At 40.0% G+C, this 20,196-nt stretch carries 19 protein-coding genes, 5 tRNA genes and 1 pseudogene; 21 read left to right on the plus strand and 4 right to left on the minus strand.

Annotation, left to right across the window (positions count from 1 at the left end):
* Positions 1-5 precede the first annotated feature (5 nt).
* The 3 genes from HWV01_RS06655 (at position 6) to purF (ending at position 2,786) form a co-directional block, all read left to right on the plus strand.
* Positions 6-596 (plus strand): SPOR domain-containing protein, encoded by a 591-nt coding sequence (locus HWV01_RS06655; RefSeq protein ID WP_211674650.1) that lies wholly within the window; start codon positions 6-8, stop codon positions 594-596.
* A 103-nt stretch (positions 597-699) separates the two neighbouring features.
* Positions 700-1,209: a CvpA family protein gene (locus tag HWV01_RS06660; RefSeq protein ID WP_211674651.1), complete on the plus strand. Its 510-nt coding sequence runs from the start codon at positions 700-702 to the stop codon at positions 1,207-1,209.
* A 59-nt stretch (positions 1,210-1,268) separates the two neighbouring features.
* A complete protein-coding gene (purF, locus tag HWV01_RS06665) occupies positions 1,269-2,786 on the plus strand; it encodes an amidophosphoribosyltransferase (protein WP_211674652.1) in 1,518 nt (505 codons plus the stop codon).
* Between the two features lie 94 nt (positions 2,787-2,880).
* Here purF and lpxH read toward each other — a convergent pair whose 3' ends face one another.
* Together lpxH and HWV01_RS06675 are read right to left on the minus strand one after the other, a co-directional pair.
* Positions 2,881-3,618, minus strand: coding sequence for a UDP-2,3-diacylglucosamine diphosphatase (lpxH, locus tag HWV01_RS06670; protein ID WP_211674653.1), 738 nt, complete (start codon positions 3,616-3,618; stop codon positions 2,881-2,883).
* A 79-nt stretch (positions 3,619-3,697) separates the two neighbouring features.
* Positions 3,698-4,195 carry a peptidylprolyl isomerase gene (locus HWV01_RS06675; RefSeq protein ID WP_211674654.1) on the minus strand — a complete coding sequence of 166 codons (498 nt, stop codon included), beginning with the start codon at positions 4,193-4,195 and terminating at the stop codon, positions 3,698-3,700.
* A 247-nt stretch (positions 4,196-4,442) separates the two neighbouring features.
* Here HWV01_RS06675 and cysS point away from each other — a divergent pair, with 247 nt between their 5' ends.
* Both cysS and HWV01_RS06685 read left to right on the plus strand, forming a co-directional pair.
* A complete protein-coding gene (gene cysS / locus HWV01_RS06680; RefSeq protein WP_211674655.1) occupies positions 4,443-5,834 on the plus strand; it encodes a cysteine--tRNA ligase in 1,392 nt (463 codons plus the stop codon).
* 144 nt (positions 5,835-5,978) lie between these two features.
* Positions 5,979-6,401 (plus strand): FKBP-type peptidyl-prolyl cis-trans isomerase, encoded by a 423-nt coding sequence (locus HWV01_RS06685; RefSeq protein WP_370629429.1) that lies wholly within the window; start codon positions 5,979-5,981, stop codon positions 6,399-6,401.
* Between the two features lie 131 nt (positions 6,402-6,532).
* Here the strand turns inward: HWV01_RS06685 and folD are convergent, their stop codons facing one another.
* Positions 6,533-7,390 (minus strand): bifunctional methylenetetrahydrofolate dehydrogenase/methenyltetrahydrofolate cyclohydrolase FolD, encoded by an 858-nt coding sequence (gene folD, locus HWV01_RS06690; RefSeq protein WP_211674657.1) that lies wholly within the window; start codon positions 7,388-7,390, stop codon positions 6,533-6,535.
* Positions 7,391-7,581: 191 nt separating this feature from the next.
* Here folD and HWV01_RS06695 point away from each other — a divergent pair, with 191 nt between their 5' ends.
* The 8 genes from HWV01_RS06695 (at position 7,582) to HWV01_RS06730 (ending at position 10,725) form a co-directional block, all read left to right on the plus strand.
* Positions 7,582-8,709 (plus strand): RNA-guided endonuclease TnpB family protein, encoded by a 1,128-nt coding sequence (locus tag HWV01_RS06695; RefSeq protein WP_211674658.1) that lies wholly within the window; start codon positions 7,582-7,584, stop codon positions 8,707-8,709.
* Positions 8,710-8,872: 163 nt separating this feature from the next.
* Complete coding sequence (locus HWV01_RS06700; protein ID WP_211674659.1) at positions 8,873-9,466, plus strand: NUDIX domain-containing protein; 594 nt, start codon at positions 8,873-8,875, stop codon at positions 9,464-9,466.
* A 232-nt stretch (positions 9,467-9,698) separates the two neighbouring features.
* Positions 9,699-9,775, plus strand: a tRNA-Pro gene (locus HWV01_RS06705).
* Position 9,776: 1 nt separating this feature from the next.
* Positions 9,777-9,853, plus strand: a tRNA-Arg gene (locus HWV01_RS06710).
* 63 nt (positions 9,854-9,916) lie between these two features.
* Positions 9,917-9,992 (plus strand) — tRNA-His (locus tag HWV01_RS06715).
* Positions 9,993-10,063: 71 nt separating this feature from the next.
* Positions 10,064-10,148, plus strand: a tRNA-Leu gene (locus tag HWV01_RS06720).
* A gap of 4 nt (positions 10,149-10,152) precedes the next feature.
* A tRNA-Pro gene (locus HWV01_RS06725) sits at positions 10,153-10,229 on the plus strand.
* Positions 10,230-10,389: 160 nt separating this feature from the next.
* A complete protein-coding gene (locus HWV01_RS06730; RefSeq protein ID WP_211674660.1) occupies positions 10,390-10,725 on the plus strand; it encodes a hypothetical protein in 336 nt (111 codons plus the stop codon).
* Positions 10,726-10,965: 240 nt separating this feature from the next.
* Here the strand turns inward: HWV01_RS06730 and HWV01_RS06735 are convergent.
* Positions 10,966-11,089: pseudogene (locus HWV01_RS06735) on the minus strand (transposase); the annotation flags it as partial.
* Between the two features lie 669 nt (positions 11,090-11,758).
* Between HWV01_RS06735 and HWV01_RS06740 the strand changes: the two are divergent.
* The 8 genes from HWV01_RS06740 to HWV01_RS06775 all read left to right on the plus strand — a co-directional run bounded on the left by HWV01_RS06740 (position 11,759) and on the right by HWV01_RS06775 (position 20,164).
* A complete protein-coding gene (locus HWV01_RS06740; protein ID WP_211674661.1) occupies positions 11,759-12,064 on the plus strand; it encodes a PTS sugar transporter subunit IIB in 306 nt (101 codons plus the stop codon).
* Positions 12,065-12,197: 133 nt separating this feature from the next.
* Positions 12,198-13,538, plus strand: coding sequence for a PTS sugar transporter subunit IIC (locus HWV01_RS06745; RefSeq protein WP_211674662.1), 1,341 nt, complete (start codon positions 12,198-12,200; stop codon positions 13,536-13,538).
* 138 nt (positions 13,539-13,676) lie between these two features.
* Positions 13,677-13,997, plus strand: a complete 321-nt coding sequence (locus HWV01_RS06750) for a PTS lactose/cellobiose transporter subunit IIA (protein WP_228140377.1) — start codon at positions 13,677-13,679, stop codon at positions 13,995-13,997.
* 3 nt (positions 13,998-14,000) lie between these two features.
* Complete coding sequence (locus HWV01_RS06755; protein WP_211674663.1) at positions 14,001-15,302, plus strand: 6-phospho-beta-glucosidase; 1,302 nt, start codon at positions 14,001-14,003, stop codon at positions 15,300-15,302.
* 11 nt (positions 15,303-15,313) lie between these two features.
* Positions 15,314-16,075, plus strand: a complete 762-nt coding sequence (locus HWV01_RS06760; RefSeq protein ID WP_211674664.1) for a carbohydrate deacetylase — start codon at positions 15,314-15,316, stop codon at positions 16,073-16,075.
* Positions 16,076-16,346: 271 nt separating this feature from the next.
* Positions 16,347-17,351, plus strand: coding sequence for a formate dehydrogenase accessory sulfurtransferase FdhD (gene fdhD / locus HWV01_RS06765; protein ID WP_211674665.1), 1,005 nt, complete (start codon positions 16,347-16,349; stop codon positions 17,349-17,351).
* Positions 17,341-19,656: an FdhF/YdeP family oxidoreductase gene (locus tag HWV01_RS06770; protein WP_211674666.1), complete on the plus strand. Its 2,316-nt coding sequence runs from the start codon at positions 17,341-17,343 to the stop codon at positions 19,654-19,656. Before fdhD ends, HWV01_RS06770 begins: the two co-directional genes overlap by 11 nt.
* A 157-nt stretch (positions 19,657-19,813) precedes the next feature.
* A complete protein-coding gene (locus tag HWV01_RS06775) occupies positions 19,814-20,164 on the plus strand; it encodes a hypothetical protein (RefSeq protein ID WP_211674667.1) in 351 nt (116 codons plus the stop codon).
* The last annotated feature ends 32 nt before the right edge of the window (positions 20,165-20,196 follow it).

Consider the following 20,196-nt stretch of genomic DNA (forward strand, 5'->3'; position numbering starts at 1 on the left):
TAAACGTGGCATCGACATTTCAACATCGTTTAGTCGGCACTATTATTCTAGTGGCGATTGGTATCATATTTTTACCTGACTTACTAGATGGTCAGAAGGTCACGTATCGTGAGAATGCAGCGAGCATTCCCTTGCGCCCTGCGTTAGTTGAACTTGCTGAGCCCGTTAACTTTGATTCATTTGATAATGAAGTGGCCGAATTACTCATTGAACCCGCCCCCACAATTAATTTAACGGCGGCTAAAAAAGCGGAACCGGCAGTATACAAACCTAAACCTATCACTAAAGCACCGAAACTTATCCCATTAGCTAAACCTGTCGAAACTACAAAATTAATACCGCCAGTTGGTAATAGTTGGAATATTCGTTTAGGTACCTTCAAGAATTCAGTCGCAGTTGATGATTTGGTTGAAAAAATTAGAAAAGCAGGCTTTGATGCTTATCGATTGCCGCGCTATAAGCAGGCCGGCCAGTTAAATCGATTATATGTGGGGCCAAACGTAAATAAAAATGAGCTAAAACGTTTATTGCCAAAATTACAAAAAATCACAGGTTTGAAAGGTGTGATTGAGAAATTTGACCCTCGAGACAAGTAATTAAAAAGCCGACATTTATGTCGGTTTTTTTTGTTTATAACTATTATCAATCTCGTATTTAACTTGTTACAATGACGCGAATTTCAAACGAGTGGAACAAAAAATGGCATGGATTGATTACCTTATCTTAGGTATTGTTGGTTTATCTTCAGTGATAAGTTTAGTGCGTGGTTTTGTCAAGGAAGCGTTCTCTCTTTGTACTTGGTTTTGTGCCTTCTTTATATCTCGCTATTATTATCAAGATATTGCTGCCTACTTAGAAAATTTCGATGCATTTAGTGCTGCATTCAGCGAACAGTTAGTTAAAAATGGCGTTGCGATAGCGCTATTATTTATTTCGACCCTTATGTTAGGGGCTTTGCTAAATTACATACTTGGTCAATTAGTGGATAAAACTGGTTTATCAGGTACGGATAGATTGCTCGGTGTATGCTTTGGTATTGCCCGAGGAGTATTAGTGGTGTGCGTATTACTGTTATTTTTACAGTTATTCACCAGTTTCCCGGAAACGGCTTGGTGGCAGGATTCGCCACTAATAGCTGAGTTAAAACCACTCATTAAATGGTTTTTTGAACATCAAGCTTCTGCATGGGACAACATGCAGGGTTTATGACAAGCGAAACGTTATAAATAGCATTTTATCGAAAGCACAGTAAACGAGGAATTTAGGTTATGTGTGGAATTGTTGGCATTGTTTCTACAACCCCTGTTAATCAGTCTATCTATGACGCATTAACAGTATTACAGCATCGTGGACAGGATGCTGCTGGGATTGTAACCTTAAGTGATGGAAACTTTAGGCAGCGCAAAGCAAATGGTTTAGTGAGCGATGTATTCGAAGCTAAACATATGCAGCGTTTGAAAGGTAATATTGGTATCGGTCATGTTCGATACCCTACAGCAGGAAGCTCGAGCGCCGCTGAGGCTCAACCTTTCTATGTTAACTCTCCGTTCGGTATTTCCCTTGCTCATAACGGAAATCTAACCAACGCCGCTGAATTAAAAGAAGATCAATTTCATAAAGCCCGTCGTCACATTAATACCACGTCTGATTCAGAAGTATTACTTAATGTTATGGCGCATGAATTAGATAAATGCCCAAGTTTACATTTGACTGCAGAAGATATTTTTACTGCAATTAAAGCTGTACACAAGCAAGCACGGGGTGCTTATGCTGTGGTATCACTGATTATTAATCATGGTCTTGTTGCTTTCCGTGATCCTAACGGTATTCGCCCGTTAGTATTAGGTGTGAGAACTGAAGGTGAACGAAAAGAATATATGGTAGCTTCTGAATCTGTTGCACTTGATGCAGTAGGTTTTAACTTTGTACGTGATATTGAACCAGGTGAAGCTGTTTATATTACTGACGAAGGTGAGCTATTTAGCGCGAACTGTGCTGAAAATGCAAAGCATAACCCATGTATCTTTGAATTTGTTTACTTTGCACGTCCAGACTCAACTATTGATAAGGTATCGGTTTACGAATCACGTCTTGCAATGGGCGAGAAACTCGGTCATAAAATTAAGCGTGAATGGGCTGATATTGACATTGATGTTGTGATCCCAATTCCTGAAACGTCATGTGATAGTGCGTTAGAAATTGCAAAAGTACTGGAGTTACCATACCGCCAAGGTTTTGTTAAAAACCGTTATATTGGTCGTACGTTTATCATGCCAGGGCAAACTTTGCGTCGTAAGTCCGTACGTCGTAAACTGAATGCAATTTCATCTGAGTTTATTGGTAAAAATGTGCTATTAGTTGATGATTCTATTGTACGTGGTACAACATCAGAACAGATCATTGAAATGGCACGTGAAGCAGGCGCAAATAAAGTTTACTTAGCTTCCGCAGCCCCTGAAGTACGTTATCCAAACGTATACGGTATTGATATGCCGAGTTCAGAAGAATTGATTGCTCATAACCGCAGTGTTGATGAAATTTCAACTATTATTGGTGCTGATGCGCTTATCTTCCAAGACTTGGGTGATTTGGTCGCTGCAGTTTCAAAATGTAATCCTGAAATTAAAAAGTTCGAAACATCTGTGTTTAGTGGTGAATATGTTACTGGCGATATTGATGAGGCTTACTTACAGCGTCTTAATGATGTCCGTAGCGATGATGCTAAAACAGTCAAAGAACAAAAAGAAGAAATTGCTAATTTAGAGATCCACAATGAAGGCGCGTAATCTTTAATGTGAGCTAAATAATTTAGTTGATTGATTTAAAAAGGAGCGTTACGCTCCTTTTTTTAGATCTTCAATTTATCTAGCCGCGCTATTTTTATGCCTTTTTTAAAAATGCCCGCTGTTGCAGATCATATTGGCCATCATGCCAAATAAGCACGCTACCTTGATCAAACCAATCACCTAACACAATGCGTTTACCAATTTGATCACCCGATAATTGCACGTCGTGAATATTTGGTTTGTGGGTATGACCATGAACTAATATCTGGCAGTTATATTCTTGCATTTTATCGACAACTTCAGATTCCGTTACATCCATGATTTGCATGCTTTTTTGCTGATTACCTTCTTGGCTATGGCCGCGTATTTTATCGGCAATCGCTTCGCGGACAAAGATAGGTAAGCAGGTAAATAGTTTTTGGCGCCATGGGATGTTAACAGCTGCACGAAATGCTTGGTATTTTTCATCTAGCGTACAGAAGGTATCGCCATGTGCAATGAGTACCTTTTGGCCGTCAAGATTAATCACTGTGTAATCCCCGAGGATTGTTATGCCGGTACGTTTAGCAAAACGCTTACTCACCAAGAAATCACGATTCCCTTTCACTAAGAAACATTTCACTCCACTATCGGTTAACGCTTTAAGTCCATCTTGAATGCTGTCGTTAAGTGGATTACTAATGTCATCACCAGACCAGAATTCAAATAGGTCGCCTAAAATGTAGAGAGCGTCAGCTTCGCGTGCTTCGGTCACAAGAAAGTGTAAAAATAACTCGGTAACTTGCGGGCGGCGCTCATCAAGGTGCAGATCTGAAATAAACAAAGTAGTCATGTGGTGGTTTCATCCTTGTCTGGAATAAAAAAATACACTACCTAGGCAGTGTATTTATTTTAAGGAACTGAGTGAGCAATTAAGCTTCTTCTACAGTTACTTTAGTAATGATTATGTCTTCTAGTGGCACATCGCCGTGGCCAAGTTTGTTGCCTGTTGCTACTTTTTTGATTTTTTCAATCACGTCCATACCTTCAACAACTTCAGCAAATACGCAGTAACCCCAACCTTGAGACGTCTTGCTTGTGAAGTCTAGGAAGTTGTTGTCTTTCACGTTGATGAAGAACTGTGAACTTGCTGAATGCGGGTCCATAGTACGAGCCATTGCTAATGCACCACGTTTATTAGACAGACCATTGTCTGCTTCATTTTCGATTGGTGCATTTGAATTTTTCTCTTCCATACCAGGAAGCATGCCGCCACCTTGAACCATGAAACCATCGATTACACGGTGAAAGATAGTACCTTCGTAGAAGCCGCTTTTTGCATATTCTAGGAAGTTAGCTGCTGTTTTTGGTGCACTTTCAAAGTTAAGTGCGATTTTGATATCACCGAAATCTGTATGTAGAGTTATCATTTTAATGATCCTTTAGTTAGTTAACGGGTAAATTCTATCCTAAAGGTTAGCAATGGCAAAGCTTTTCGATACTGAAGGGGTAGGAAGGGCTTATTTTTGTGCTTTCATTTGGCTGATTTATACACTTTTTTCGTTGTTCAGTTAAATTTCGACCTTTTATGCTGTTGCAAAGCTAGTAATCATTAATGCTAATGGTAAAATCAGTCAATTAATTGCATTTTACTGTTTGCGCAAGGATCACTATTCGATGCTGAAGATTTACAACACACTGACTCGCCAAAAAGAAGAATTTAAACCTATCACCGAAGGTGAAATCGGTATGTACGTATGTGGTGTGACTATCTATGATTACTGTCATATAGGTCATGGTCGTACTTTTGTGGCGTTTGATACTGTGGTGCGTTATCTTCGCCATCGCGGTTATGCGGTTAAATTTATCCGTAACATTACAGATGTTGATGACAAGATCATTAAACGTGCCAACGAAAACGGCGAAACTTGCGATCAGTTAACGACGCGTTTTACCCAAGCCATGCACGACGATTTTGATGCACTACATATGATCCGTCCTGACATCGAACCGACGGTAACGGGCCACATGTCAGATATTATCGAGATTATCGAAAAATTAGTAGCAAAAGGCCACGCTTATGTTGCTGATAGTGGCGATGTATTATTTGAAGTGAAGACGTTTGCTGACTACGGTAAATTAAGTGGCCAAGACTTAGATATGCTACAAGCGGGCGCACGCGTTGAAGTTGAATCAAATAAACGTAACCCGATGGACTTCGTGTTATGGAAAATGGCGAAACCAGGTGAACCAAGCTGGGTTTCACCTTGGGGTGAGGGGCGTCCAGGTTGGCATATTGAATGTTCAGCAATGAATAACAAACTACTGGGTGAAGTATTTGATATTCATGGTGGCGGCTCTGATTTGATGTTCCCACATCACGAAAATGAAGTGGCACAATCATGCTGCGCACATAATGGTGAATACGTGAATACCTGGATGCATTCAGGGATGGTACAAATCGACAAAGTTAAAATGTCTAAATCATTAAATAACTTTTTCACTATCCGTGATGTATTAGAAAAATACGATGGCGAGTCTGTACGTTATTTCTTAATTTCTGGTCATTATCGTAGTCAGCTAAATTATTCAGAAGATAATTTAAAACAAGCGCGTGCAAGTTTAGAGCGTTTATATACGGCATTACGTGGTGTGACAGTTGCCGACGTTGATGGTGTTGTTCCTGATTGTGAAGCGTACGTTGAAACGTTTAAAGCGGCAATGGATGATGACTTTAATACACCAGAAGCATTTCCAGTATTGTTTGAACTGGCAAAAGAAATTAACCGTATTAAAGATACTGATGCGAAACGTGCAGGTGAATTAGCTGCGCAGTTAATTTCATTTGGTAATGTACTTGGTCTACTGTCACAAGAACCTGAAGCCTTCTTACAAGGTGATGCGGGTGAAGATGATGAAGTGGCTGAGATAGAAGCGCTTATTAAACAACGTAACGATGCACGTGCAAGTAAAGACTGGGGCATGGCGGATGATGCTCGTGACAAGTTAAATGCGTTGGGTATTGTTTTGGAAGATGGTGCTAACGGTACTACTTGGCGTCGTAAGTAAAGTTGGTGCTGTAAATAAAATTGAATTAACTTTAAATGTTGATGACTGAATTTAAGGCGTCATCAGCGTTTTTTTACTAGATAGGGATTAATCATGTTTAAAATTATTTCAGTGATCATCGGTTGTGCGTTGATTTTTTTCCTTATGCAGCGCATGGGGGGGAATAAAAAACAAGCCGCTGAAAATATAGAATTAGGTAAAGAGTTCTTAGCCGCGAATTTAGAAAAAGAAGGTGTTGAAGTAACAGCTTCAGGCCTACAATCGAAAGTACTTACTGAAGGTACTGGCACTGAACATCCAACCGGCCGTTCTAAAGTAACAGTTCATTATCACGGTACATTATTAGACGGTACTGTGTTTGATAGCTCAGTACAGCGCGGTGAGCCGATTACATTTGGTTTAAATCAAGTGATCCCGGGTTGGACCGAAGGTGTACAGTTGATGGTAGTGGGTGAGAAACGTCGCTTCTTTATTCCCAGCAATCTAGCGTATGGCAACCGAGGTGCTGGTAGTATCCAACCTGGTTCAACACTGATCTTTGAAGTGGAACTGTTAAGTTTCAAATAAATGCCTAATTAAGGTTTAAGCGCAGAGCTTAGCTTACAAAAAAGCCGCATGACCAAAAGGTGATGCGGCTTTTATTATTTATAATACGTGATGATTTATTACGTACTATTTTGTAACTGATTGCTTATCGATTACTTTGAATGGTAATCACGGCAAGAGATTAGAGTATTCTCGATCAAGCTTGCAACTGTCATTGGACCAACACCACCTGGTACAGGGGTAATGAAAGAAGCATTTTCTTTTGCTACTTCAAAGCCAACATCACCAACAAGTTTGCCATTTTCTAAACGGTTAATACCAACATCGACTACCATTGCGCCTTTCTTGATCCATTCACCTGGAATAAAGTTAGGGCGACCAACTGCTACTACAATTAAATCGGCACGGCGTACATGCTCTTCTAAGTTTTTAGTGAAGCGGTGACATGTTGTCGTTGTACAACCTGCAAGTAATAATTCAAGCGTCATTGGACGACCAACAATATTCGACGCGCCAACAACAACAGCATCGAGACCATGTAGGTCAACACCTGTTGATTCAAGTAGCGTAATAATACCTTTTGGTGTGCAAGGACGTAATGCAGGGATGCGTTGTGATAAACGACCTACGTTATATGGATGAAAACCATCAACATCTTTGTCTGGGCGAATATGTTCCAACACAAGGGTTGTATCAATATGCGCAGGTAAAGGCAGTTGCACTAATATTCCATCAATCGTGGTATCTGCGTTTAACTCATCAATTAATGCTAATAAAGCTTCTTGTGAGCTATCTCTTTCAAGATCGTAAGATTTAGAAACGAAGCCTACTTCTTCACAGGCACGACGTTTACTCCCAACATATACTTGTGATGCCGGATCGGCACCCACTAAAATCACAGCAAGACCCGGGGCGCGTAATCCTTGTGCAGTACGCGTAGCCACTTCTTCAGCAACTTTCTGGCGAACTTGCTGAGAAATATTTTTTCCATTAATGATTTGAGCTGTCATTGAGTTATATTCATCTCTTGGTTAGAAAGTTGCGCCATTTTCGCACTAAAATGTGACTTTGTCAGCAATTCTTAGCAGTTAACACCGTAAACCCTCGTCCGATCAGGGCGGGGATACAAGGCGAAAGTGCGTAGCGCTTTGATCTTTGTTATTTTGTGGTATTATACTGTACGAATGCACAGAGGTTTATTATGTTAAGAGCAACAAAAGTACGTATTTACCCTACAGCCGACCAAACAGAGTTTTTAAATGCTCAGTTTGGTGCTGTTCGGTTTGCGTATAATAAAGCTCTGCACATTAAGAAACATTTTTATAGTGTAAAAGGTATGTCACTTGCAGTACAAAAAGACTTAAAACCGTTACTCGCTAAAGGCAAGAAGTCCCGTAAGTATAGTTGGTTAAAGCAATATGATTCTATTGCACTGCAGCAAGCAGTCATTAACCTAGATGGTGCTTACAAGAGGTTCTTTGATAAGAAACTTAAAGCAGGGTTCCCAACTTTTAAACGTAAGCATGGTAAACAATCCAGTTACCACTGCACTAGCGTAAAAGCCACTGATAACACGATTAAAATACCTAAATTATCCGCCATAAAAGCACGTATACACCGTGAGCTAGTCGGTACACTTAAAAGCATTACTATCTCAAGATCTGCAAGCGGAAAATACTTTGCATCGCTATTGGTTAAGTCAGATGAAGCAACCCCAGTTAAACCAAAGCACATTACAAGCGTGTCAGGTTATGACCTTGGATTGACACATTACTTAATTGACGATCGAGGTAATAAGACCGCTAACCCTCGCTTTCTTGTGAATGCTTGTAGCAATTTAAGAAGAAAGCAAAAGGCATTAAGCAGAACTAAAAAAGGTTCTCGTAACCGCTCTAAAGCACGTTTAAAACTAGCGTTGGCACATGAACGTGTCAGCAATGCTAGAAATGACTTTCAGCATAAATTATCAAAACGAATTATTGACGATAACCAAGCGGTAATAGTTGAGACTCTGAAATCATCAAACATGCTAAAGAATAGAAAATTAAGCCGTCATATTTCGGATGCTTCATGGTCTGCCTTTGTTGATAAAGTAGCTTATAAAGCTGAAATGTACGGAGTCCACCTTGTTAAGTGTAATCAGTGGTTCGCAAGTTCTAAAACTTGCTCATGCTGTGGTGATAAGGTAAAAGATATGCCGTTGAATATTCGTCATTGGTCTTGTCCATCATGTAACACTCAACATGATCGCGACATTAACGCATCAAAGAATATTCGTCATTACGGCATAATTAAATTAAAAGCGGATGGATTGACCGTTTCTGCATAGTGAAGCTGTGTTAGACCTGTAATATTTACAGGCTGTAGCTAACGACCTATGAAGCATCGCCATTTATGGCGGTGAGCAATCACGATAAATAATCATCTAATTAGAGTGACAAAGAAGGTCTATTTGGTTATAAAGATGCTTTAAATTACTTAGGTAGATAGCAGTGAAACATCAAGAGCATATTATTTCCGTTTTTGCAGACGTAGCAGCACCCTCAACCCGTTTAATTGACAGTTCAACTGTTAATATCGAAAGTAAAGATGTTGTTATTATGCAGCGCGCACTGTTAGAAACAAATCCTAAATTTCGCCAGCTTATTCCTTATGTGGTTGTAAAGCAGGGTGACAAATACTTAGCATACGAACGTTCTGTATCAGGTGGTGAATCTCGCTTACATAACTTATTCAGTATTGGTATTGGTGGTCACGTTGATGCTGTTGATGCGGTTTATGATGAAAAAGGTGTATTCCAACTAGCAGATACGTTACGCACTGGTATGTATCGTGAATTACATGAAGAGTTAGGTTTAACAGAAAGCGACTTCTTAGGGATGACAACAATTGGTTATCTTTCTAAAGACGTAACACCGGTTGATGAAGTACATCTAGGTATTGTATTAGTTGCTGAAGTACATGCAGACCTTGTTGTAACGAGCAAAGAAGACGCGTTGAACTTAGCGGGCTTTTTAGCGGCGGACGAATTAGCAAAGCTAAATTTAGAGTCATGGTCCGAAACTGTGGTTGCAGAGCTAGTATAAGCAGATTAGAACGTCGATAAGCAGGTTAATTGAAACCTGCTTTGTTATTGATTTGCGTTACTATTTAATAAAAATCCTGCAACTAGCATCGAAACTATGCATATTGTTGTTATAATCTCGCTTGGTGTATAACTATTAGGCAGTTGCTTCTTCACTTAGATAAACTATTTGACGAGAACAGAGCAACTCTGTAATATCCACCCTCGTTGACAGACGTAGTCTTCAACACTTTCGGTGATTAGCGCAGCTTGGTAGCGCACCTGGTTTGGGACCAGGGGGTCAGAGGTTCGAATCCTCTATCACCGACCACGACCCCTTAGCTCAGTTGGATAGAGCAACGGCCTTCTAAGCCGTAGGCCATAGGTTCGAATCCTATAGGGGTCACCATATTATCTACGTAAAAGTAGAAATTAATTCGTTTACCAAAACGGGTTGATGTAAAAGTTAGTGGCGGTTGTAGCTCAGTTGGTAGAGCCCCGGATTGTGATTCCGGTTGTCGAGGGTTCAAATCCCTTCAGTCGCCCCATATTTGATAACTCACTAAGGTGAAGTTATCGACCCTTGTCAGAGTTACCTGCTGATAAGTTGATAGTTTGTGCGGAAGTGGCGGAATTGGTAGACGCGCTAGATTTAGGTTCTAGTATCGCAAGGTGTGAGAGTTCAAGTCTCTCCTTCCGCACCATGTTCGGTGATTAGCGCAGCTTGGTAGCGCACCTGGTTTGGGACCAGGGGGTCAGAGGTTCGAATCCTCTATCACCGACCACTTATTTTTCCAAGTAATTGGAATTTGGAAAAGCCTGCTCATTGAGCAGGCTTTTTTCGTTATAACGTTTTTCAAAAATTGCTGCTTATTGGTTATACACTTCAGACTTGAATTTGGTAGCATTTAAAAACAAAGCTTATTTACATAGGATAAAAGTATTATGACTGACAATACACAATTTTTAGAAAAGCTAAACAATGACATCGACACTAAATTACAGTTCGTTGATTACGCTGAGTTAAAAGTAAATAAACATTTAGCTAAAGCTGATCAACCAGAAACACAACACTTTGCGATTAACATTGCATTATTAGCATTAGAAGAAGAGCAAAACACAGCGACTTATTCTGCGTTATTGAAGTTGTTAGTTGTACAGCTTGAAGCTTACCTTGCACTTCCAGCTACAACAGTTGCTGATGATTTCCGTGCTGAAATCAAAGGCACTATCGCGCAATTAAACGTGCTTGTAGCTGACGTTGAAGCGGCTGCGCTGTAACTATTAGTTACCTAGATTGAAAAAATCTATACTGAATACAAAATAAAGCATTGATTAACATAGCGTTAATCAATGCTTTTTTTATTTTTGGGTGTATCTTGAAGGTAAGGAATTTCAATGTTCCTTATCTTCAAGGTTGGCAGATATTTATGACTTATTTCCCAGAATTTAGATACACGGCTCCCGTGTCAGCTACATAATTAACATTCTTCCATATCCAATGCTTCATACACTTTACCACCGACGACGATTAGAGAGGAATCCATAATAACGTATCATTTTGAATCCTTTATTAGGGATGTGCTCGACCAAACGCCTGCGGTAGCGTTAAACTTTCAGCTTTACCTATACGGTGGTCAAGGTAAGTCACTGTCTGTATGATATTGTCTGTCTTCTGGGGAAATGGAGCTTCCAACTCGGCTTTAATAATGACTATTCAGTAAATATTGATTTTCATACATGCTAACCACCTCCCAATAAACCTAAAATACCTCACCTCTATATCTTCAATAATATTTATTCACACCTCTTTTTGTCAGGCTTAAGTCTTCTAAGTACTTTTAAAATGTTTTGGTTAAGAGACTTGGCTCACATAAAAAAATTAAATTCGAAAGTGATCCAAACTCAAAATGAGAGATAGTTCACAGCGGGAAATAAGTTGTTTTTTTTATTTATATTTATCAAGTTAAAGATTTAACCCTTCACTTAATACTGACTTTTAATGAACGACCAAAATACGTGGTAACTTATAACGACATGTTTTTAAAGTGAAAAGTAAAAGATGTTGATTTTTTATCAAGATTTTAATGTTAATTGTTTTTTTCATTGTACATGGCGTTATGTCTGTAATATGAATTAACAAACTAAAAATGAAACATATTTCAGATCACAAATTAAGTATTTGGTATTTGTAAAAAAAAATACACTGGCGCAACATATACCTCAAAAGGGGCGATGAATGAATCTGATGCTGATATCGATTACACTCACCCATTTAACATTTTTAATTTTATGAATCAAGAGGTTATTATATATGATTAAGATTTTCCTTTGCTGTGCAGCTGGTATGTCTACTTCAATGGTTGTTAAAAAAATGCGACAAGCTGCAGAATCCGCGGATGTTAAAGCTGAAATTAACGCTTATTCTATTTCTGCATTCGAGACTGAAGTTAAGAAACATGATGTTTGTCTCGTCGCACCACAAGTGAAATACAAATTTGCTGAATTCAGTAAGCGTTGTGAAGAAGAAAATGTGGCTTGTGGACAAATTGATATGATGCAATACGGCATGATGAAGGGTAAAGAAATTCTACAGCAAGCTATTGATTTAAAGGGATAGTTAGGCAGTTTGTTCGCGTTGCTAAATGGCTTTTCGATTAAAGGCCAGTTAAATAATTAATCAGTGCGTAGCTTTATCGTGGCGCATTTTTTTGCTGTGATTCAATACATATTTTATAAAAAAAGGAAGTTTTATGTCTCTTATAAATGCAACTATGGATTTTGTCGAGCGCGTCATTGCGCCCATTGCAGGCAAGGTTGCTTGTCAAAAGCATATCTGCGCGATTAAAGACGGTTTCATTTCAACAATGCCTTTCCTGATTGTTGGTTCTTTATTGCTAGTATTTGCTAACCCTCCTGGTACGGGGAACTGGTTTTTAGATGGCTGGCACTCAGTCGTTCAAGGTATTGGTCGTGATAATATTGTTGGTCCATTCTTTGTTAGTATGGGTATCTTTGCGATGTACTCTGCTTATGGTATCGCATATAACTTAGCTGAGACGCTTAACACAAAAGGTGTTAACCCAATGAACTCAGGCATGCTATCTATGTTCTCTTTCCTATTAGCAGTTGCGCCTGCTGTTTGGGTTGGTGGCGAGTTAGGTAGTGTAATCCCTATGGCTTACTTAGGTGGTGCGGGTGCATTTACAGCCATCATTTGTGGTCTATTCGTACCTACGCTACAAACGTTTCTTGTTGAAAAGAACATTCGTATCAAAATGCCAGAAGCGGTGCCTGAAAAAATATCAGCGTCATTTGACTTGCTTATACCTGTTGTAGCAATGATCTTAATTGTGCAAGTTATCAATGGTGTATTGGGTAACTTTGACCTAAATATAGCAACTGGCATCATGGCATTGTTTAGCCCTCTTGTAGCTGCTTCTGATACATTCTTCGCTTTTGCGTTGGCTATTTTATTAATCCAATTATTATGGTTTGCAGGTATTCACGGCGCATCCGTTGTTTTAGGTGTTATTGGTCCACTACTGCTAATCAACTTAGGTGCAAACCAAGAAGCACTTGAAGCAGGTAAAGACTTACCAGCTATCTTCATCAACCCAACCATGGATTTCTTCGTATTCGTTGGTGGTTCAGGCGGTACATTAGCGCTAGTTTGCATGATGGCTCGTTCTAAATCCGCTCACCTACGTACTGTTGGTAAAATGTCATTAATTCCTGGTTGTTTTAATATTAATGAACCTGTGATTTTTGGTACGCCAATCGTAATGAACCCAACATTCTTTATCCCTTGGATTCTCGCACCATTAGTCAACGCATCTATCGTTTGGAGTGTATTCAAGCTCGACTTAGTGTCTAACGTTGTTGCCTTACCACCATGGACAATGCCTGCGCCTATCGGTGCTGTAATGGCAACGAACTCAATGCTAGCGGCTGTTGTTGTTGCAGTCTGTTTCGTTGTTAGTGGTTTAATCTTCTACCCATTCTTCAAAGCGTATGAAAAAGAATTATTAGCGCAAGAAGAACCAGAACAGCTTGATGAAGCAGGGGCGTTATCACCAGCTAAAGCGGCTTAATAAATACTGTATGGGATCACAAATCGCTATATCTCATTAATAACGGTATTTCATAGATAGAAAATAGTCATCTTTTACACATGATTCATAAGGTAATAGATGGCTTATCAAAATTTAGAATAAAAAATTAAGGAATGGATGATGGAAATTACAGAAGAATTTTTGATGACACTTTTATGCCAAGCTGGTGCAGCGCGTTCAGCAGTGATGCAAGCAATGTTAGAAGCAAGGCAAGGTGATTTCGAATCAGCAAAAGCATCACTTAAAGCCGCCGATGAAGCATTAGCTGAAGTACATAAATCACAAACAGAACTCATTAGCTTTGACGAAGGTGAAGGCAAAGTAAAAATGACCCTGATCTTAACGCACATTCAAGATCACATTATGAATGCAATGCTGTGTAAAGACCTTGCATTCGAAATTATTGAACTTCAAAGACGAATCCAAAATGAGGACTAAAGCATGTTAAAAATTACAATTATCGGTGGTGGCTCTAGCTATACACCTGAAATCATTGAAGGCTTCATTAATCGTCATCATGAATTGCCAGTGACACACATTGATCTATTTGATATCGAAGAAGGTCGTTACAAAGTTGAGACTGTTGGCGCATTAGCTAAACGTATGATTAAAAATGCAGGTCTTGATATTGAATTAAATATTGAGTTTGACCGCCGTAAAGCGTTAACAGGCGCTAATTATGTGTGTTCTCAAATGCGTGTTGGTATGATCCCTGCGCGTATTCAAGATGAATTACTGGGCAACAAGTACGGTATGATCGGTCAGGAAACAAATGGTATTGCAGGTTTTGCTAAGGCAATGCGTACGATTCCAGTGACACTTTCTTTATGTAAAGACATGGAAGAAATCTGCCCTGATGCATGGTTAATTAACTTCACTAATCCGTCGGGTATTATTACTGAAACAGTGCTTAAACATACAAACATCAAAGTAATCGGCCTATGTAACGTGCCAGTTTGTACCCAGTTTGGTATTGAAGAATTGATGGGAACGAAAGATCTACAAGTTCAGTTTGCAGGGCTAAATCACTTCATCCATGCGTTCCATATTTGGGATCACGGTAAAGATCGCATTGGCGAATTAATCGATAAAGTGTGTTCTGGTGAAGACTTTGCGCTGCCTAAAAATTTAGGTGAAGTAACTTGGGTTCCTGAGCAATTAAAACACTTAGGTGTATTACCTTGTGGTTACCACCAGTATTATTACAAGCAAGATGACTTAGAGCAAAAAGAAGTTAAGTCAGAAGGTTATGTTACACGTGGCGAGCAAGTTCAAGAAATTGAAAGAGAATTATTCAAACTGTACGAAGATGTAAACTTAAACGTGAAGCCTAAGCAATTAGAAGAGCGTGGCGGCGCACATTATTCCGAAGCAGCATGTGAGTTAATAAATGCGATTCACAATGACAAACGTACTTTAATGCATGTCAACATACGTAATAATGGCACAATCTCAGAACTGCCAAATGACTGTGCTATTGAAGCTACATCTGTTATTACATCATGCGGTCCACAGCCATTGAACGTTGCGCCAATTACCAATCCGGCGATACGCGGTACGTTGCAATTACAAAAAGCATTCGAAGAACTGGCTGTTGAAGCGGGTGTCTTTGGTAACTATGGTGCGGCATTACAAGCATTAACAATCAACCCATTAGTGCGTAAAGGTACGGTAACGAAAGAAATTTTAGATGAAATGATTGAATTGAATGCGAAATATGTACCTCAGTTTAACAAAAAGTAGAAGAGTTCATTATGAAGCTAATCGTAAACATAGATGATTTAGGTTTAACTGAAAAAGTTAATGAATCAGTGGTCGCGTGCTTTAAAGTTGGCGTTGTTCAGTCTACAACATTAATGATGAACCAACCTGCAACCGAGCATGCGATTGAATTAATTAAACAAGGTTTAGTCCCCAATGTCGGATTACATTTAACGCTAACCAGTGGTAAACCAATTTTAGCGCCGCGTTTAGTGCCAGATTTAGTTGATAGTGACGGGGATTTTTTAAAGCAAGACAAAGTGCTCGCGTCTGAGGTCTTAAGTTTTGATCAAGCTTATAGTGAGTTCAAAGCGCAATATGATAAAGCGATCAATGCGGGTATTAAAATAACGCATATTGATAGTCACCACTTTGCTGCTGTATTCCCGCCATACAAAAAAGCATTCATTGCTTTTGCGAATGATACTGGGATCCCTGTACGCCGTGTCGATCATGTCGTTTCGGGTTGTGAAGGTTTAACGGTACCAACAACTGAAGGGTTTAGTGCAAGGTTCTACGCTGATGGTGTAACATTGGAACGACTGCAAGCGTTGATTCTTGAGTTTAGCGCTAAGATCCCGAATGGGACACTGGAGCTAATGAGCCACACAACATTAGAGGGTGATAAGTTATTACCAACACTATCTCGCTACGCAGATAAGCGTGTTGATGAGTTCAATATCTTAACCTCTCAAGCACTCAAAGATTGGTTAGAAGTCCATAAAATCGAATGCATAGGCTTTGATTCAATTTAACTTAACTTAACTTTTAACTTAAGAAGCTAGTTAAAATAATACCCATTACGTCAGTCAGAGGTCATGGGTATTAATTGATAACCCCTTCAAGTACCTTATATTGAGTTAGCTGATAAGTTTTTCTTATCAAATGAAAGAATTTTCCCGTTATGTTTATTGCTCTGTAGAAGGTATTGTAAAGTGCTTATCTTGAGAATGTTAAAGCTCTCCGTGAAAATGCTTGTGGAGTATCCCCGTTTTTAGCATCAATCTATTAGAGTGAGACATGCCCATGGCTGAACAGAAAATAAGTCCGAAAGATTATTCGTTAGTTGATAGATACTCTACTTTTAATGCTATTTATCAACAAAATAGCCATCTAAATAACCATACTAATCGTCAGCAAGCGCATCAATCAAGCTTGCTAACGATTGGTGTTGCGGCATGTTCTATCCGACAGATAAATGGGACAGACGTCAGCTTGTCAATTGACTCCGTGATTGTCGAAGAACCTTTAGAGATACACCTCATTTATAGCGATTGCGCGGGCAAACAGAAAGAGCGTGTTTACTTAGTGACGATGCGCACACCGGGTGACGATCTTAATCTGGTTACGGGCCTGTTGTTGGCTGAAGGTATTATCAACAGCGCTAGCGACATTGTTGGTATCAATGAGCACTTTGATTTAGATGAAATGAGCCAAAATGAGATACATCTACGTTTATCATCAGATGTTGTTGTGGATTGGGCATTAATCAATCGAGATACCACATCCTTCTCCAGTTGTGGCGTGTGTGGGAAATCTTCAATACAGTCTTTAGAACTACGCGATATCCCCGATTTAGATTCGACAGAAGGGTGGTTGTCGGGCCTTATTATTCCTCATTTCAGCGATGCATTACGTCAGTATCAATCGATGTTTAACCAAACAGGCGGGGTGCATGGATGCGCCTTATTTGATGCTAAAGGGGTTTTATTACTGAGCTGTGAAGATGTAGGACGTCACAATGCATTAGATAAATTGATGGGGAAATTAGCAAGAAGTCCTGAACTTGATCAACAAGAAAAAATTGTATTTCTAAGCGGCCGTATTAGTTTCGAGTTGGTTCAAAAAGTACTTGTTTCTGGTATTTCGGTACTGATAGCAGTAGGCGCACCATCCAACCTTGCGATCAATATGGCGAAACGCTTTAATCTAACACTGATTGGCTTTAGCCGTAATGGTGGGTTTAACGTCTACCATGGTGCTTTTCGTTTAAACCTGGCGACTGATATAGAGAATCAACATGACAATTAAAAAATATGAAGGGGCTGCTGGTGGTTGGGGGGCCTTATTAAGTACGACCAAACATCTGGTGAAAAGCGAAAATGTTTCACGTAATATCCGAAACTTACTCAAAACAAACCAAGATAAAGGGTTCGATTGCCCGGGTTGTGCATGGGGTGAATCCAAAGAACAAACTCGGTTTAGATTTTGTGAAAATGGTGCTAAAGCCGTTAATTGGGAAGCCACAAGTCGACGTGTTACACCTGAATTTTTTGAACAACATCCGGTAAGTTGGTTAACCCAGCAAAGTGATTACTTTTTAGAGTCTCAAGGGCGGCTTAGTCATCCTGTTCAGTACAATCGTGAAACGGGTTGCTATGAAGCGGTTAGTTGGCAGCAGGCATTTACGCTGATCGCGAAGCATTTAAATACACTTGAACATCCTGATCAAGCAGAGTTTTATACATCGGGTAGAGCGAGTAATGAAGCCGCTTTTTTGTATCAACTTTTTGTGCGTAAATTTGGTACCAATAACTTTCCTGATTGCTCCAATATGTGCCATGAAGCAAGTGGTGTCGGGTTGAAACAAGCGATTGGTATCGGTAAAGGTACAGTAACACTGGAAGACTTTGAACATGCTGATGCTGTTTTTGTGTTTGGTCAAAACCCAGGCACAAACCATCCGCGTATGCTAGATACACTGCGTCAGGCGTCGCGTCGCGGGGCGGCCATTGTCACTTTTAATACCTTAAGAGAAAGAGGGTTAGAACGTTTTACTAACCCACAATCAGTGAAAGAAATGCTGACTGATGGTTCGACGCAAATTAGTCAATGCTATTTTACGCCTAAACTTGGCGGAGACATGGCGGTTGTACGTGGTATGGTTAAAGCGCTTGGTGTGATTGATAAAGCCGAATTAGCCGCCGGACGAATCTCTATATTTGATCATGCATTTATTGTTGAACATACCCAAGGCGTCGATGAATACTTAACCGCCGTTGAAGCGACGTCATGGCATGAAATTACCGAGCAAGCTGGGTTATTACAATCTGAAATAGAGCACGCTGCTCGCATTTATTGTCAATCTAAACGGGTGATTATCACGTGGGCGATGGGGATCACTCAGCATAAGCATTCGGTGAAAACCATCCAAGAAATTGCCAACTTACAGCTACTGTTTGGGCAGTTGGGGCAACAAGGTGCGGGATTGTGTCCAGTGCGTGGGCACAGTAATGTACAGGGCGATCGTACTATGGGTATTGATGAAAAGCCCAGTGTTGCGTTCATCAAAAGCATATCGGATGAATTTGATTTTAAAGCCCCTTCAGAACCTGGACATAATACGGTTGAAGCGATTAAAGCGATGCTTGCAGGGGAGAGTAAAATATTTATTGGCTTAGGGGGCAACTTTGCGGCTGCAACGCCAGACACTGCGTTAACACAACAAGCGCTATCCAACTGTAGCTTGACGGTTAATATCGCGACAAAATTAAACCGTACGCATCTTGTGCCAGGTAAAGACTCGCTCATATTACCTTGCTTAGGGCGCACTGATATTGATATGCAAACATTTGGGCCACAAAGAATCACCGTTGAGGACTCGTTTAGTATGGTGCATGCTTCTGCGGGCGTGGTGGCAGGTGATATTGGCGAAATGCGATCTGAGCCTGCTATTATTGCGGGTATTGCGGAAGCAACGCTGGGCAAGCAGCCTATTGATTGGGGTTGGGTCATTGAAGACTATGCTCGGATCCGAGATTTGATTGAAAAAACGATTCCTGGTTTTAGCGACTTTAATCGCAAGATAAAACAACCTGGTGGTTTCTATCTTGGTAACAGTGCTGCGCAGCGACAGTGGCAAACTGCGTCGAAAAAAGCACAATTCATGCAGCATGATCTGCCCGCTCATTTACGGCCTGCAAACTTACGAGAACTCAGTAGCGATCCTGTCTTCGTATTACAAACCATGCGTTCACATGATCAATACAATACCACCATTTACGGTTTTAATGATCGCTACCGCGGTATTTCAGGCGAACGTAAAGTCCTTTTTGTTAACGAGAATGACATCGCTGCATTAGGCATGGAGAATAACCAATTAGTCGATATCGAATCGCTGTGGCCAGATGGTATCGAACGTAAAGTGTTTGGTTTTAAATTGGTGGCTTATGATATTCCAGAGGGCAATATTGCGGCTTATTTCCCTGAAACGAATCCATTGGTGTCTATCGATGGGAAAGGGGATTTGAGTGACACGCCAATTTCTAAAGCGATCCCTGTAGTGTTATCCGCGACGCTATTGAAGAGTGATAAAATAGATACTGTTACTGCTTAATCCTATTTTACTGCTGTAAACGGCTGACTAATTAGCCATCCGATAGTTGCTTTTTTTGACCTTAGGGTGCTCAGTGTTCAAACGTTAATCACATGTTACTAATTTTGCGATATGTTACATATTTATGTACACTCCGTACAAATCTATAGAGTATCGTATGAAACACAGTTCTTATTTTAAAAAATCAATGTTGCTTGCTAGCCTGCTTAGTTGGGTTTTAGTCACGCTTATGCCAGTGATTAATGCCAATAATAGCGTTGGTGTGTGGGCGACGTTGTGTACCGTTAATGGACTGGAACTGGTTCAGATCGAAGAAGGTAAACCCCAAATCCATAAGGGAAAACCTTGTCCATTCAGCCATTTTTCTTCTTTTCATGATCTTGCGTTATTAACTGTACCTGTATTGGCTCGTGTTAGTGTTTCAATTCAAGAGCATTATTCGTTTTTAGCGCATAACGTGCGTTATCAATGGCAAATTCCTCGCGCACCGCCTGCAGCCCTTTCGTAACTTAAATTATCACTGTACTACTCACTGTAATA

Origin of the sequence: Moritella sp. 5, from assembly GCF_018219455.1 — a bacterium.
In the GTDB taxonomy this organism is placed as follows: Bacteria; Pseudomonadota; Gammaproteobacteria; order Enterobacterales; family Moritellaceae; genus Moritella.